Origin of the sequence: Kribbella sandramycini, from assembly GCF_013131805.1 — a bacterium.
Classification (GTDB): Bacteria; Actinomycetota; Actinomycetes; order Propionibacteriales; family Kribbellaceae; genus Kribbella; species Kribbella sandramycini.
In genome coordinates this window covers 1,578,311-1,594,023 of sequence record NZ_JABJRC010000001.1, presented here as the reverse complement: position 1 = coordinate 1,594,023, position 15,713 = coordinate 1,578,311, and the positions used below count along the sequence as shown (strand labels likewise).

The window sequence follows — 15,713 nt, the reverse complement described above, 5'->3', positions numbered from 1 at the left end:
CCGGGAAATCGATTGCTCGCGGGAGGTGCAATGGGCGGCGCCCTGGTCCGGATGGTCGGGATCGGCAAGCGGTACGGCGGTGTCCAGGCGTGCCGGGCGATCGACTTCACGCTCGGCGCGGGGGAGGTGCACGCGCTGCTCGGCGAGAACGGCGCCGGTAAGTCGACCCTGATGCGGATCCTGTCCGGTGACGTCACCGACTACGACGGGCAGATCGAGATCGACGGGACGCCGGTCGGGTTCAGCGGCCCGCCCGACGCGCAGGCGGCCGGGATTGCGATGATCCACCAGGAGCTCGATCTCGTCCCGGGCCTGTCGGTCGCGGACAACATCTTCCTCGGCCGCGAGCTGCGGACGCCGTTGCGGACGGTCGATCGCCGCCGGATGGAGGGCTCGGCGCGCGCACTGCTCGCGCGCAGCGGTGTGCGGCTCGACCCGCGGCGTCCGGTCGGCGAGCTGCGGGTCGGGGAGCAGCAGCTCGTCACGATCGCGAAGGCGATCTCGCTCGACGCCCGCGTGCTGATCATGGACGAGCCGACCTCGGCGCTCACCACGGCCGAGGTCGAGCGCCTCTTCGACGTCATCCGCGAGCTCCGCCGGGCCGGCGTCGGCATCGTCTACATCTCGCACCGGATGGAGGAGATCGCCCAGATCGCCGACCGGGCGACCGTGCTGCGCAACGGCGAGGTCGTGACCAGCTTCGATCCGCGCGCCCTCAGCACGGCGGAGGTCGTCGAGGCGATGGTCGGCCGCCCGGTGCAGACGATGTTCACGACGGCCGAGACCGACACCGGCGCCGAGGTGCTGCGCGTGGAGAGCCTCAAGCTGACGGCGCGCCGGCCGCGGCCCGGGCGCCGCGACCCGGACGGGATCTCGCTGACCGTTCGCGCCGGGGAGATCGTCGGCCTGGCCGGCCTGCTCGGCGCGGGCCGGACGGAACTGCTCGAGACCTTGTACGGCGTGGCGCCGCGCGGAGCTGTAGAGGGACGGATCTTCCTGCAGGGTAAGGAGATCCGGCCGCGCAGCCCGCGCCAAGCACTTGCCCACGGCATCGGATTGGTGCCGGAGGATCGGCGGACGTCGGGGCTCGTGCTGTTCCATTCGATCCTGGCTAACACGGTGGTTTCGAGTCTCCCGGCGTACGGGCGGCTGGGCGTGATCGCGCGGCGGCAGGAGCGGGCGGCGTCCGTCGGGATGGCGGAACGGATGCGGCTCAAGTTCGGCCGGCTGCAGGACGAGGTCGGCACGTTGTCCGGTGGGAATCAGCAGAAGGTCGTCTTCGGCCGGATGCTGCTGACCGAGCCGCGGTTGTTGCTGCTGGACGAACCGACGCGGGGTGTCGACGTCGGGGCGAAGGCGGAGATCTACCGGTTACTGGGCGAGCTCGCCGGGCAGGGGCTCGGCGTCCTGCTCGCATCGTCGGAGTTGCCGGAACTGGTCGGGGTGTGCGACCGCGTCGTCGTACTGCGGGACGGGCGGGACGTGGCGTCGTTCAGTACGGCGAACTCCGGCGAAGGTGAGCTGTTGGCCGCGGCGATGGGAGAACTGCAGTGACCAAGAACTCCGTCGTCGCGACGCTGTTCCGGTTCCAGAGTGTGTTCGGGCTGCTGGCGGTGGTCGTCGCGGCGATCATCTTCTCGCCGCGGAAGAACGGCGCCATCCTGTTCGTCAGCGCGGACAACCTGGCCAATGTCGTCCGCGCGGTCTCCGAGATCGGGATCATCGCGGTCGGGATGACGTTCGTGATCCTGATCGGCGGGATCGACCTGTCGGTCGGCGCGATGCTCGGCCTGGCGGCGGTCGGGTCGGCGGTGCTGATGGTGGAAAGCGATTGGGGGTTCCTGCCGTCGGTCCTGCTGGTGCTCGTGATCGGGCTGGTCTTCGGCGCGCTGCAGGGGGCCGCGACGGCGATGATCGGCATCCAGTCGTTCATCGTGACGCTGGCCGGGTTGCAGATCGCCCGCGGCCTGGCCCGGATCTGGTCCGACGGCCAGGGCGTCGCGATCGCGTACGGCGACGGGCCGAACGAGGCGCCGGCGTCGTTCGCGCTGCTCGGCGAGCGGACGTTCGGCGGGCTGGTGCCGATCCCGGTGCTGATCTTCGCGGTGGTCGCGGTCGCGGCGATCGTGTTCCTGCGGGTCAGCGCGTTCTCCCGGCATCTGTACGCGGTCGGCGGGAACGAGAAGGCGGCGCGGCTGTCCGGCGTGCCGGTGGTCCGGGTGAAGGTCGCGGTGTTCGCGATCTGCGGGCTGCTCGCGGCGCTGGCCGGCATCGTGCACGCCGTCCAGCTCAACCAGGGCAGCCCGAACGACGGCATCGGCTACGAGCTGGACGCGATCGCCGCGGTGGTGATCGGCGGGACCAGCCTGGCCGGCGGGCGCGGCTCGGTCGCCGGGACGGTGGCCGGCGCGCTGCTGCTCGGCGTCCTGAACAACATCCTTGCCCTGAACAACATCGACTCGAACATCCAGCTCCTGATCAAGGGGCTGGTGATCGTTGCGGCGGCCGCGCTGCAACGGCTCCGCCCCGCTTCGTGAGGAAGGGTTTCCCATGCGCTCTGTGAAGATCCCGCTGGCTTGTGCCGCGGTCGCCGCGGTGGTTCTCGCGGGTTGCGGCACCACCAGTGAGCGGACCGGCGGCAGCCCGTCGGACGGCGCCGCCAAGTCCTGCAAAGGGGCCGACGGCAAGTACACGATCGGGATGAGTCAGGCGAACGTCGCCGAGCCGTACCGGCAGCGGATGGACGACGACATTCGCGCGGCGGCCAAGGAGGTGCCGCAGTTCGACGTGAAGTTCGCGGACGCCGCGCAGGACAACGCCAAACAGGTCGCGGACGTCGAGAACTACATCACCCAGCAGATCGACCTGCTGATCATCAGCCCGAACGAGGCCAAACCGCTGACCGCCGTCGTCAAGAAGGCCTTCGACAAGGGCATCCCGGTGATCGTCCTGGACCGCAAGGTCGAAGGGGACGCCTACACCGGGTTCATCGGCGGCGACAACGTCCAGATCGGCTCCGAGGCCGGTAAGTACGTCGCCGAGCAGCTCCTCCCGGACGGCGGCAACATCGTCGAGCTCAAGGGGCTGGCCGGCGCCACTCCGCAGGCCGAACGCCACCAGGGTTTCGCCGACGCCATCAAGGCCAACCCCAAGCTCAAGATCATCGCCGCGGCCGACGGCGATTGGCTCCGCGAGAAGGGCCAGTCCCAGATGGACGCCCTGCTCAAGGCGAACCCCGCGATCGACGTCGTCTATGCCCACAACGACCCGATGGCCGAAGGCGCCTATCTGGCCGCCAAGGCCGCCGGCCGGGAGAAGTCGATCAAGTTCATCGGTATCGACGCCCTCCCGATCCCGTCCGGCGGGATCAAAGCCGTCGAACAGGGCCGGCTCAGCGCCACCTTCACCTACCCCACCAACGGCAAGGAAGCCGTCGCCGCCGCCCGGAAGCTGCTGATCGACTGCGCCGCCGTCCCCAAGTCCCAGGTCCTGCCCACCCGCCTGATCGACAAGTCCAACGCCGCGCAGACCTACGCCCGGGAAAACCCGGCCGGCTGACCCCTTTCATGCACTTTACGAACGGAACTCCGGCGGCTTACCAGTGACATGAGAGGATCACCCGCGTGACTGCCTTGCCGAGTGTTTCGTACTCCATCACCGTTCGCCTCGAGGTGCCCGCGGGCGGCTCGACGGTGAGCAAGCTGACGACCGCGGTCGAGCAGGCCGGCGGCCTCGTGACGGCGCTCGACGTGACCGCGTCCGGCCACGAGCGGCTGCGGATCGACGTCACCTGCGCCGCCGCCGACACCGAGCACGCGGGCCGCCTGGTCGAGGCGATGCGCGCCGTCCCGGGCGTCGAGATCGGCCGGGTCTCGGACCGGACCTTCCTGATGCACCTCGGCGGCAAGATCTCGATGGAGGCCAAGCACCCGATCCGCAACCGCGACGACCTGTCGATGATCTACACCCCGGGCGTGGCCCGGGTCTGCCTGGCGATCGCCGCCAACCCCGACGACGCGCGCCGGCTGACCATCAAGCGGAACACGGTCGCCGTGGTCACCGACGGCTCGGCCGTGCTCGGCCTGGGCAACATCGGGCCGAAGGCCGCCCTGCCGGTGATGGAGGGCAAGGCCGCGCTGTTCAAGCGGTTCGCCGGGATCGACGCCTGGCCGCTCTGCCTCGACACCCAGGACCCGGACGCCATCGTCGAGATCGTCAAGGCGATCGCGCCGGGCTTCGCCGGGATCAACCTGGAGGACATCTCCGCGCCGCGCTGTTTCGAGATCGAGGCCCGGCTGCGCGAGGAGCTCGACATCCCGGTCTTCCACGACGACCAGCACGGGACGGCGGTCGTCGTCCTCGGCGCGCTGTACAACGCGCTGCGCGTGGTCGGCAAGGACATCAGCGCGGTGAAGGTGGTGCTGTCCGGCGCGGGCGCGGCCGGGACGGCGATCCTCAAGCTGCTGATCGCGGCCGGGGTGAAGGACACCTGCGTCGCCGATATCGGCGGCGTCATCCACAGCGGGCGCGAGGGCCTGTCGCCGGAGCTGCGCTGGATCGCGGAGAACACCAACGCCGCGCAGTACAGCGGCGACCTGAAGGGCGCGCTGGCCGGGGCCGACGTGTTCATCGGCGTCTCCGCGCCGAACATCCTGACCGGCGCCGACATCGCCACCATGAACGAGAACTCGATCGTCTTCGCGCTGGCCAACCCGACGCCCGAGGTCGACCCGGCCGCGGCCGGTGAGCACGCCGCCGTCGTCGCGACCGGCCGCAGCGACTACCCGAACCAGATCAACAACGTGCTGGTCTTCCCGGGCGTCTTCCGCGGTCTGCTCGACGCGCAGTCCTCGAAGGTCTCGATCGAGATGGAGCTGGCCGCTGCGAAGGCGCTGGCCGGCGTCGTCACCGACGAGGAGCTGAACGCGACGTACATCGTGCCGAGCGTCTTCCACCCCGAGGTGCACACGCGCGTGGCGCACGCCGTCCGGGACGCCGCCGGCGGCAAGGCGCCCGCGAGCGAGGTCTTCCCGGACGACTCGCCTGCGCTCTGATGACCGCCACAGCCAGTTCGGTGTGGGTGTGGCGGGCCGCCTTCGCGGTGGCCTGCGCACTGCAGTTGTACGGCGTTTACTCACCGGGATCGCCGGGGCCGGAGGAGCTGTTCCCGGGGATCGACAAGATCGCGCACTTCGGGTTGTTCGCCGCGGTCGCGTTCACCGGGCTGAAGGTCGGCGTACCGGCGCGGTGGCTGCTGGTCGCGCTGGTGGCCAACACGGTCGCCAGTGAGCTGGTCCAGCACTACCTGCTGCCGCACCGCGACGGCGACGTCTTCGACGCGCTGGCCGACCTGATCGGGGTTGCTGTGGGGGCCTGGGCGGGGTGGGCCGTGGTGCGCCGGTCGGCGGGCACGACATGATGGGGGTATGACGGTCTCGACCCTCACCGGCTCGCTCCTGGTGGCGACCCCGTTGCTCGACGAGCCGCCCTTCCGCCGGTCGGTGATCCTGCTCCTCGATCACGACGACGACGGCGCGCTCGGCGTGGTGATCAACCGCGCGGCCGACCTCGCCGTCGACCGCGTCCTGCCGGACTGGTCGACCGCGGTCGACGAGCCGGGCGTGTTGTTCATGGGCGGCCCGGTCGGCACCGACAGCGCGCTCGCCGTCGCCGAGGTGATCGAATCCGCCGACCCGCCGGGCTGGCGGGAGTGCTTCGGCCGGATCGGGCTGGTCGACCTCGACGTCCCGCCCGCGCTGCTCGAAGGCGCGATCCAGCGGATGCGGATCTTCGCCGGGTACGCCGGCTGGTCGTCCGGCCAGCTGGAGGGCGAGATCACCGAGGGCGCCTGGTACGTCGTCGAGTCCGAACCCGAGGACGTCTTCGGTCACGACCCGGACACCCTCTGGCGCCGCGTCCTGCGCCGCCAGGGCGACCAGCTCGCCTACCTGGCCACCTACCCCGACGACCCCACCCACAACTGACGGCGGGGCCGCTCGGCGGCTACTGACCGTCGCCGTCCCCGTCACCCGGGTTCATCGACTCCCAGATCTCCTTGCACTCCGGGCAGACCGGGAACTTCTGCGGATCCCGGCTCGGCACCCACACCTTCCCGCACAGGGCCACCACCGGCGTCCCCATCACCATCGCCTCGGTCAGCTTGTCCTTCGGCACATAGTGCGAGAACCGCTCGTGGTCCCCGCCCTCCAAAGGCTGCGTCCGCTCGTCGACGACCGTATCGGCGCCCGGGCTCAACTGCGTGCTCATCCCCCGAGTGTATGTCGCCGCAGCGGTTCCCGGGGGCGGCGAATCTGTTCTGTCGGTGATGTCGGGTAACGTTCCTGCACGGCTTACTTGTCGTCGATCGGGGGAGTGCCGCCTGTGGAAATGCACGTGCCTGGCGGGTCGGGCGTGCTTCCTCCGGCCTATCCGGACCGGGCTGCGTGGGGTACCGCGAGCAAGCTGCGGGCCTGGCAGGCGGAGGCGCTGTCGCTGTACCTGGAGCGCAACCCGCGGGATTTTCTGGCCGTCGCGACACCTGGCGCCGGTAAGACGACGTTCGCGCTGACGGTGGCGGCGGAGCTGCTGCACCGGCGGCAGATCGAGCGGATCACGGTGGTCACCCCGACCGAGCACCTGAAGGTGCAGTGGGCGGAGGCGGCCGACCGGGCCGGGATCGCGATCGATCCGGCGTTCGCCGGGCGCCGGGGCAAGACGAACAAGGACTTCACCGGCGTCGCGGTGACGTACGCCGGGGTCGCGGTGAATCCGCTCGCGTTCCGGGTCCGGACGGAGCGGTTCAAGACGCTGGTGATCCTCGACGAGGTGCACCACGGCGGTGACGCGCTGAGCTGGGGTGACGGGGTGCGGGAGGCGTTCGAGCCGGCCGCGCGCCGATTGTGCCTGACCGGGACGCCGTTCCGCAGCGACGACAACCCGATCCCGTTCGTGACCTACGAGCACGGCGCGGACGGGCACGCCCGGAGCAAGGCCGACTACACGTACGGTTACGGGCACGCGCTGCGTGACCACGTCGTCCGGCCGGTCATCTTCATGTCGTACTCCGGTGAGATGCGCTGGCGGACGAAGGCCGGTGACGAGGTGGCCGCGCGGCTCGGCGAGCCGCTGACCAAGGACCTCACGGCCCAGGCGCTGCGGACGGCGCTGGATCCGACCGGCGAGTGGATGGGCGCCGTCCTGAACGCCGCCGACAAGCGCCTGACCGAGGTGCGCCGGCACATGCCGGACGCCGGTGGCCTGGTCATCTCCGGTGATCAGAACACGGCCCGCGCGTACGCGAAGACGCTGCGCGAGATCACCGGGCAGGCGCCGACCGTCGTCCTGTCGGACGAGAAGGCCGCGAGCAAGAAGATCGCGAAGTTCTCCGACGACGACTCGCGCTGGATGGTCGCCGTCCGGATGGTGTCCGAGGGCGTCGACGTCCCGCGGCTGGCGGTCGGGGTGTACGCGACGCCGACGTCCACGCCGCTGTTCTTCGCGCAGGCGGTCGGCCGGTTCGTCCGGGCCCGCAAACGTGGGGAGACGGCGTCGGTGTTCGTGCCGTCGGTGACGCGGCTGCTCGGGTTCGCCGCCGAGATGGAGGTCGAGCGCGACCACGTCCTCGGGCGGAAGAACAACAACGAGGACGGCGATATCTTCGCCCTCGAGGACGACCTGCTGAAGAAGGCGAACGAGGCCGAAGGCGCGAGTGACGAGCTGGACGCGAAGTTCGAGGCCCTCGGGTCGGATGCGAGTTTCGACCGGGTCGTGTTCGACGGCGGTGACTACGGCACCGGCGGTGACAACGCCTCCGAGGAGGAGCTCGACTTCCTCGGCCTGCCCGGTCTGCTCGAGCCCGACCAGGTCCGCGAGTTGCTCCGCGAGCGGCAGGCGAAGTCGATCGCCGCGCAGAAGCGCAATTCCAAACGCGCCGAAGGCCGCGAGGACCCGACCCCCACCGAGCTGGCCACACACGAGCAGATCGCCCTTCTGCGCCGCGAGCTGAACGGCCTGGTCGCCGCCTGGCACCACCGCACCGGCCAGCCGCACGGCGTCATCCACACCGACCTCCGCCGCAAACTCGGCGGCCCCGCCGCCGCCCAAGCCTCCTCCGTCCAGCTCAAGGAACGCATCGACCTGATCCGCGACTGGGCCACCCAACGCAAGGCGTAACAGGCGCCGCAGCCGGCAGGCCGAACACCCCATCCAGATTCTGGATGGGGTGTTTTTGCGTGCGGTGAGCTGTTGACGTGGCTGACCGGGTGTTGCAACATGCGAGGACCGTGTTGCAAGAAATTGGCAATGTCTTGAAAAAAGTAGAGTGCACGGTGCTGTCCGTCTGTCCGCCCTCTGACGGAGGAGCCCTTTATGCAAGGGAAAGCAAGGCCTGTCCGCCGGGTGCTGGTGGGGTTGCTGGTGGCGGCGGTGGTTGCGGTGGGGCTGGTGCCCGCGGCGACTGCGGCTGTTACGGCGAACCTCGCGAAGACCCTGTCCGCGAGTAGCTCGGTGGGGGGATACCCCGCCAACAACGCCGGTGACGGCAACCAGAACACGTACTGGGAGAGCAGCAACAACGCGTTCCCGCAGTGGATCCAGGCCGACCTTGGCGCCACCACGGACGTCAACCAGGTGACGCTGAAACTGCCGGCCGGATGGGGCGCGCGCACCCAGACGCTGACCGTTCAGGGCAGCGCGAACGGCACCTCGTTCAACACCGTCGTCAGCAGTACGGCGTACTCGTTCAGCGGGAGTAACGTCGTCACGATCGACTTCAGTGCCACCTCGGCGCGCTACGTGCGCCTGACGTTCACGGCCAACACGGGGTGGCCGGCCGCGCAACTGTCGGAGTTCGACCTGGCCGGGCCTGGTGGCGGGCCGGTCGAACCGCCGACCGGGACCGACCTCGCCTCCGGGAAGGCGATCGAGGCGTCGTCCTCGGTGCACTCGTTCGTCGCGACCAACGCGAACGACGGCAACACCGGCACCTACTGGGAGTCGAACGGCTTCCCAGCCACGCTGACCGTCAAACTCGGCTCGAACGCCGACCTCAGCTCGGTCGTGGTCAAACTGAACCCGGACCCGATCTGGGGTCCGCGGACGCAGAACATCGAGGTGCTCGCCCGCGAGCAGGCGTCGAGCGCGTTCACCTCGATCAAGGCCCGCGCCGACTACCAGTTCAACCCGAACAGCGGTCAGAACACCGTCACGATCCCGGTCACCGGCCGGTACGCCGACGTCCGGCTGCAGGTCTTCTCGAACACCGGCGCCCCTGGCGGCCAGGTCGCTGAGCTGCAGGTCTTCGGCCAAGCCGCCCCGAACCCCGACCTGGTCGTCACTGCGGTCGACTGGTCACCGGCGAGCCCGTCCGAGACCACGCCGATCACGCTCTCGGCGACGGTCAAGAACAACGGCACCGCCGCCGCCCCGGCCAGCAGCCTGAACTTCGTCGTCGGCGGCACGGTGGCCGGTACGGCGTCCGTCGGCGCGCTCGCCGCCGGCGCCTCGGCCACGGTCACTGCGAACGTCGGCACCCGGGCCCAAGGCAGCTACACGGTCGCGGCCGTCGCCGACTCCGGCAACACCGTCACCGAGCAGAACGAGAACAACAACACCCTCCAAGCGACCACTCAGCTCCAGGTCGCCCAGGCTCCCGGGCCGGACCTCCAGGTCACCGGCATCACGTCGAACCCGGCCAACCCGGCGCCCGGTCAGGCGGTCTCGTTCACGGTCACCGTCAACAACCGCGGTACCTCGGCCGCCGCGGCCAGCACCACCCGGCTGACCGTCGCAAGCACCACCCTGAACGGCGCCACCGGCACGATCGCCGCCGGCGCCTCCGCGACCGTCGCCATCTCCGGCACCTGGACCGCCACCAACGGCGGCGCCAACCTGGTCGCCACCGCGGACGCCGCGAACGCGGTGGCCGAGACCAACGAGAACAACAACACCTTCACCCGGGCGATCGTGGTCGGCCGCGGCGCCGCCGTGCCGTACACGTCGTACGAGGCGGAGGCCGCCGCGCACAACGGCACCGTGCTGACCACCGACGCCCTGCGCACCTTCGGTCACACGAACTTCGCCACCGAGTCCTCCGGCCGCTCGTCGGTCCGGCTGAACTCGACCGGCCAGTACGTCGAATTCACCTCGACCGTGCCGACCAACTCGATCGTCGTCCGCAACTCGATCCCGGACTCCGCGAACGGGCAGGGGCTCGAGGCGACGATCAGCCTGTACGTCAACGGAACCTTCAAGCAGAAACTCAACCTCAGCTCGCGATTCAGCTGGCTGTACGGCAACAGCGACGGTCCAGAGTCGCTGACGAATACCCCGGGCGGTGACGCGCGCCGGCTCTTCGACGAGTCGAACGCGCTGCTCAACCAGTCCTACCCAGCCGGCACCAAGTTCAAGTTGCAGCGCGACGCCGGCGACAGCGCGTCGTTCTACATCATCGACTCGATCGACCTCGAGCAGGTCGCCCCGGCGCTCAGCCAGCCGGCCGGTTGTACGTCGATCACCCAGTACGGCGCGATCGCGGGTGACGGGATCGACGACGCCGACGCCATCCAGCGCGCGGTCACCGACGACCAGAACGGCGTCATCAGCTGCGTCTGGATCCCGGCCGGCCAGTGGCGGCAGGAGAAGAAGATCCTCACCGACGACCCGCTGAACCGGGGTCAGTTCAACCAGGTCGGGATCAGCAACACCACGATCCGCGGCGCGGGGATGTGGTACTCGCAGCTGTACTCGACGATCGAGCCGCAGAACGCCGGCGGGATCAACCACCCGCACGAAGGCAACTTCGGTTTCGACATCGACAAGAACGTGCAGCTGTCGGATATCGCGATCTTCGGCTCCGGCCGGATCCGCGGCGGCGACGGCAACGCCGAGGGCGGTGTCGCGCTGAACGGCCGGTTCGGCACCGGCACCAAGATCAGCAACGTCTGGATCGAGCACGCGAACGTCGGGGCCTGGGTCGGTCGCGACTACGACAACATCCCCGAGCTGTGGGGCCCGGCCGACGGGCTGGAGTTCTCCGGGATGCGGATCCGCAACACCTATGCCGACGGCATCAACTTCGCCAACGGCAGCCGCAACTCCAAGGTGTTCAACTCGTCGTTCCGGACCACCGGCGACGACGCGCTGGCGGTCTGGGCGAGCAAGTACGTCAAGGACCAGTCGGTCGACATCGGCCACGACAACCAGTTCACCAACAACACCGTGCAACTGCCCTGGCGCGCCAACGGCATCGCGATCTACGGTGGCTACGGCAACAAGATCGAGAACAACCTGATCTACGACACGATGAACTACCCCGGCATCATGCTGGCCACCGATCACGATCCGCTGCCGTTCTCCGGGACGACGCTGATCGCGAACAACGGCCTGTACCGCTGCGGCGGGGCGTTCTGGAACGAGGACCAGGAGTTCGGCGCGATCACGCTGTTCCCGTCGAACCTGCCGATCCCCGGTGTCACGATCCGCGACACCGAGATCCACGACTCGACGTACGACGGGATCCAGTTCAAGACCGGCGGCGGTGAGATGCCGAACGTCCAGCTCACCAACATCCGGATCGACAAGTCGAACAACGGCTCGGGCATCCTCGCGATGGGCGGCGCCCGCGGGAACGCCGTCCTGACCAACGTGGTCGTCACGAACTCTCGCGACGGCGACATCTTCAAGGAACCGGGTTCGTCCTTCACCTTCACCGGGCAGTAGCCCCGCCCCGGTGATCCGCGCCCCCGCACCCAGCCACCTGGGTGCGGGGGCGCACCCCTTGAAGCGATCCGCCAGACTTGAGCCTGTGAAGCGGTTGGTGCGAGTGCTGCGGCGAATCTTCGTCGTCCTGGTGGTGATCTGGCTCGTGCTCACCGGAGCCTCCCTGACCTACAACTTCGCCACCCGTGAGCGGGCCGAGCCGCCGCCCGGGCTGAAGTTCGTCCGGACGGCGGATCTGCAGACCAGGTACGACTCCTGGGGGACGACGGGGACGCCGATCGTGCTCGTGCACGGCTCCGCCGAAGCGGTCGAGACGTGGTCGAGGCTGGTGCCGCTGCTGGCTGCGAAGCACCGCGTCTACGCCTACGACATCACCGGCTACGGCTACAGCGAGCGCAAGGCGCCGTACACGATCGAGCATCTCACCGCTCAGCTGCTCGGCTTCCTGGACGCGATGAAACTCGGTGGCCCTGGGCAACCGAAACCGATCCTGGTCGGTCATTCGCTCGGCGCCGGGGTGATCGCCGCGGCCGCCCTCGAACAACCCGCCAAGATCGCCGGCCTGATGTTCCTGGACGGCGACGCCCTCCCGCTCCCCGGCGGCGGCCCGCCCGAGCAGCTCGTCCGCACCCTGATCGTCGAGCCGTACCGAACCACCGCGCTTCGCCTCGTCCTCGGCTCGGACAGCCTGATCCGCCGCATCTACGACGACGCCTGCGCCCGCAAGTGCGCCCAGCTCACCCACGACGAAGTCCGGCAATGGACTCGCCCCTACCGCATCCCCGGCGCCGAACAAGCCCTCTGGCAGATGTTCAACGGCACCGGCATCCCCGCTGTCAGCCCTGACCGCCTCGCCACCCTCAAGACCCTGCCGCTCGAGACCTCCGTCGTTTTCGGTGCCCTCGACAACCAAGGCGGCTCCGCAGAACAAACCGCAACCCGGATCGGCGCGCCCGCACCCACGATCATTCCCGATGCCGGGCACCTCACCCTGATCTCGCATCCCGCCGAGGTGGCCGCCGCGATCGACGCGCTCGTCACCCGCGTGCAACAGGCTGCCGCACGGGGCTGAGCCCTTGCCCGCGCCCGTCGGCGGCGCGTACAGTCCGGCGAAACGTGAAGTTTGCTCACCTTCGCCCCGGGGGTCGCTATGTCGTTGAGTCGTCGTCATGTGCTGGCCGGAGCTGTCGCCGCGCCGTTCGCTGCTGGGCTGACCGCCGGGCCGGCGGCCGCGGCGAGTGGGCTGCGGGTCGGCGTCGGGCTCGGCGACGTCACCGGGCCGGCCGCCGAGAACGGCATGATGGGCTACTCGATGCCGCAGCAGCAGACCGCCGGCATCCACCTGCGGACGCGGGCGCGCGCGTACGTCGTCGACGACGGAACCCGCCGGATCGCGTTCGTGACCGCCGAGCTCGGCGCGATCTTCCAGTCGGTCCACCAAGGCGTCCTCCGCGAGCTGGCCCGCAAGTACGGCGGCCTGTACACCGAGCAGAACGTGCTGCTCAACGCCACGCACACGCACGCCGCGTGCGGCGGCGACTCGCATTACGCGGCCTACGACCTGGCCATCCTGGGGTTCCAGCAGCAGGTGTACGACGCCGTGGTCAGCGGGATCGTCGACGCGATCGACCGGGCGCACGCGAACCTCGCGCCGGGCTCGATCACGCTCGGGCGGACCGAGCTGACCGGAGCGAGCGTGAACCGGTCCCGGGTCGCCTTCGACCGCAACCCGGACAAGGCGCACTTCCCGGCCGCCATCGACCCGGCGGTGACCGTGCTGCGGTTCCGCCAGGGCGCCCGGGACGTCGGCGCCATCACCTGGTTCGCCACCCACGCCACGTCGATGAGCAACGGCAATCGCCTGATCAGCAGTGACAACAAGGGGTACGCCGCCTATGCGTGGGAGCACGATCACGCCGGCGTCCGCTATCTCGACGGCGCGCCCGGGTTCGTCGCCGCGTTCGCGCAGACGAACAGCGGCGACATGTCACCGAACCTGAACCTGCAACCCGGTACTCCGGAGACCGAGGTCGAGAACACCCGGACGATCGGCGACCTGCAGTTCCAGGCCGGCCGGCAGGCCTTCGCCGCCGCGGACGAAGTTGTTGCCGGCGGCATCGACTATCGGATGTGCTACGTCAACCTGGCCGATGTCGCGGTCGACGGCCGCTACACGCCGAGCGGCCGGCCGCAGCGCACCTGTACGGCGGCGATCGGCGTCTCGATGCTGGCCGGGAGCACCGAGGACGGGCCCGGGCTGCCGTTGCCCGAAGGGGTGAAGAATCCGTTCATCGAGTGGCTCGGCGGGGCGGACGCCCCGATCCCGCAGGCGCTCGCGGACGCGCACGCGCCGAAGGTGATCGCCGTGCCGTTCGGCGCGATGAAGCCGTACCCCTGGGTGCCGGAGGTGCTGCCGTTGCAGCTCGTCCGGATCGGCCAGTTGTACCTGGTGGCCGTACCGGCCGAGGTCACGATCGTCGCCGGTCTGCGCTTGCGCCGGACGGTCGCCGCCGAGCTCGGCGTCCCGGTCGATCAGGTGCTGATCCAGGGTTATGCCAACGCGTACAGCCAGTACGTGACGACGCCGGAGGAGTACGACTCGCAGCAGTACGAAGGCGCGTCGACGCTGTTCGGGCGCTACACGTTGCCGGCGTACCAGCAGGAGTTCGCGAAACTCGCGGCGGCGATGAAGTCGGGCGCCGGTGTTCCACACGGGCCGACGCCGCGCGATCTGCGCGGCAAGCTGGTCAACTTCCAGCCTGGCGTCGTCGCCGACGGGCCGCCGCTGCTGAAGAAGTTCGGTGACGTGCTGACCGCGCCGAAGCCGGCCTATCAGCGTGGTCAGCAGGTCACGGCCGGATTCGTGACCGGCCACCCGAAGAACGATCTCCGGCGGGACGGAACCTTCTTCGAGATCCAGCGCGCGGTGGACGGCGGCTGGGTCCGGTACGCCGACGACGGGGACTGGGCGACCAAGTTCCACTGGACCCGGACGTTCGGGGCGGAGTCCCGCGCCGACATCGTCTGGGACGTTCCGGCGGACACTCCGCCCGGCAAGTACCGGATCGTGCACCATGGCGCCTGGAAGCAGTTGCTGACCGGCAAGATCACCGGGTTCACCTGCGTCAGCAGCCCGTTCCTGATCACGGCTTAGCTCAGCGTTTGGGTGCCGATGACGTCGAGAAGGCGGAGGGCCTGGTCGGACTCCGAGCCGGGCTCGGCGGTGTAGAGGATCACGCGCTGGTCGCGGTCGGGGACGAGCAGGACTTCGCAGATGACGTCGATCCGGCCGACGGCGGGGTGCAGGACGGTCTGGCAGAGGGATTGCTGGCGGGCCACCTCGTGCCGGGACCAGATATCGGCGAACTCGGGGCTGCCGGCCTGCAGGTCGGCGATGAGTTGGGCCAGGGCAGGGTCGTCCGGGTAGGTGCCGGCCGCGGCCCGCAGGTCGGCGGCGGCCTCGCGGGCGAACTCGCGGGTCGCGTCGCGGCCGAAGCGGTCGGCCTGGTCGCCGTGCAGGAAGCGCTGGCGGAGCAGATTGCGGTCGCGCGGCGGCAGGGCGGAGAAGTCGGTGAGCAGGGCGGCGGCCTGGCGGTTCCAGGCCAGAACGTCGTACTTCGCGTCGAGGACGATCGCGGGGACGTCGAGGCGGTCCATCATCCGCAGGACGCCGTCCCGGACGGTCGAGGGCGGACCAGGGGGCGGGCCAGGTTGCTCGCCGGCCAGGCGGAAGAGATGGGCGCGTTCGTCGTCGTTCAGCCGGAGGGCGCGGGCGAGGCCGGTCAGGACCGGGCGGGAGGGGTGTGGGCCGCGGCCCTGTTCGAGGCGCGTGTAGTAGTCGGTCGACATGGTCGCGAGGCTCGCGACCTCCTCGCGGCGCAGGCCCGGCGTCCGGCGCCGCAGCCCGGCGGGGAGGCCGACGTCGGCGGGCGTCAGCCGCTCCCGGCGTACGCGGAGGAAGTCGGCCAGTTGTGCGCGATCCACCGTTCCATGGT

Annotated in this window: 12 protein-coding genes; 10 read left to right on the top strand and 2 right to left on the bottom strand. The window is 69.7% G+C overall.

The window, feature by feature from the left end; translation table 11 throughout:
- Nucleotides 1-30: 30 nt before the first annotated feature.
- The 6 genes from HPO96_RS07100 to HPO96_RS07075 all read left to right on the top strand — a co-directional run bounded on the left by HPO96_RS07100 (nt 31) and on the right by HPO96_RS07075 (nt 5,984).
- Nucleotides 31-1,554: a sugar ABC transporter ATP-binding protein gene (locus tag HPO96_RS07100; RefSeq protein ID WP_171672020.1), complete on the top strand. Its 1,524-nt coding sequence runs from the start codon at nt 31-33 to the stop codon at nt 1,552-1,554.
- A complete protein-coding gene (locus HPO96_RS07095) occupies nt 1,551-2,537 on the top strand; it encodes an ABC transporter permease (protein WP_171672019.1) in 987 nt (328 codons plus the stop codon). Before HPO96_RS07100 ends, HPO96_RS07095 begins: the two co-directional genes overlap by 4 nt.
- 13 nt (nt 2,538-2,550) lie before the next feature.
- Complete coding sequence (locus HPO96_RS07090; RefSeq protein ID WP_171672017.1) at nt 2,551-3,558, top strand: substrate-binding domain-containing protein; 1,008 nt, start codon at nt 2,551-2,553, stop codon at nt 3,556-3,558.
- Nucleotides 3,559-3,623: 65 nt separating this feature from the next.
- Entirely contained in the window at nt 3,624-5,054 is a 1,431-nt protein-coding gene (locus HPO96_RS07085) for an NAD-dependent malic enzyme (RefSeq protein ID WP_171672015.1), read from the top strand.
- Entirely contained in the window at nt 5,054-5,419 is a 366-nt protein-coding gene (locus HPO96_RS07080) for a VanZ family protein (RefSeq protein ID WP_171672013.1), read from the top strand. The genes HPO96_RS07085 and HPO96_RS07080 overlap by 1 nt, the downstream gene beginning before the upstream one ends.
- Nucleotides 5,420-5,426: 7 nt before the next feature.
- Nucleotides 5,427-5,984, top strand: coding sequence for a YqgE/AlgH family protein (locus HPO96_RS07075; protein ID WP_171672011.1), 558 nt, complete (start codon nt 5,427-5,429; stop codon nt 5,982-5,984).
- A 19-nt stretch (nt 5,985-6,003) separates the two neighbouring features.
- Here the strand turns inward: HPO96_RS07075 and HPO96_RS07070 are convergent, their stop codons facing one another.
- Nucleotides 6,004-6,267, bottom strand: a complete 264-nt coding sequence (locus HPO96_RS07070; protein WP_171672009.1) for a DUF3039 domain-containing protein — start codon at nt 6,265-6,267, stop codon at nt 6,004-6,006.
- Between the two features lie 120 nt (nt 6,268-6,387).
- Between HPO96_RS07070 and HPO96_RS07065 the strand changes: the two genes are divergently transcribed.
- The 4 genes from HPO96_RS07065 to HPO96_RS07050 all read left to right on the top strand — a co-directional run bounded on the left by HPO96_RS07065 (nt 6,388) and on the right by HPO96_RS07050 (nt 14,872).
- The gene (locus HPO96_RS07065) at nt 6,388-8,172 is read left to right on the top strand and encodes a DEAD/DEAH box helicase (protein WP_171672443.1); all 1,785 of its coding nucleotides are present in this window, start codon (nt 6,388-6,390) and stop codon (nt 8,170-8,172) included.
- Between the two features lie 195 nt (nt 8,173-8,367).
- Complete coding sequence (locus HPO96_RS07060) at nt 8,368-11,718, top strand: CARDB domain-containing protein (RefSeq protein ID WP_171672007.1); 3,351 nt, start codon at nt 8,368-8,370, stop codon at nt 11,716-11,718.
- Between the two features lie 85 nt (nt 11,719-11,803).
- Nucleotides 11,804-12,790 (top strand): alpha/beta fold hydrolase, encoded by a 987-nt coding sequence (locus HPO96_RS07055; protein ID WP_171672006.1) that lies wholly within the window; start codon nt 11,804-11,806, stop codon nt 12,788-12,790.
- Between the two features lie 84 nt (nt 12,791-12,874).
- Complete coding sequence (locus HPO96_RS07050; protein ID WP_238354709.1) at nt 12,875-14,872, top strand: neutral/alkaline ceramidase; 1,998 nt, start codon at nt 12,875-12,877, stop codon at nt 14,870-14,872.
- Here the strand turns inward: HPO96_RS07050 and HPO96_RS07045 are convergent.
- Nucleotides 14,869-15,702: an MmyB family transcriptional regulator gene (locus HPO96_RS07045; protein WP_171672002.1), complete on the bottom strand. Its 834-nt coding sequence runs from the start codon at nt 15,700-15,702 to the stop codon at nt 14,869-14,871. The two genes, HPO96_RS07050 and HPO96_RS07045, sit on opposite strands and share 4 nt — an antisense overlap.
- Between the last annotated feature and the right edge of the window lie 11 nt (nt 15,703-15,713).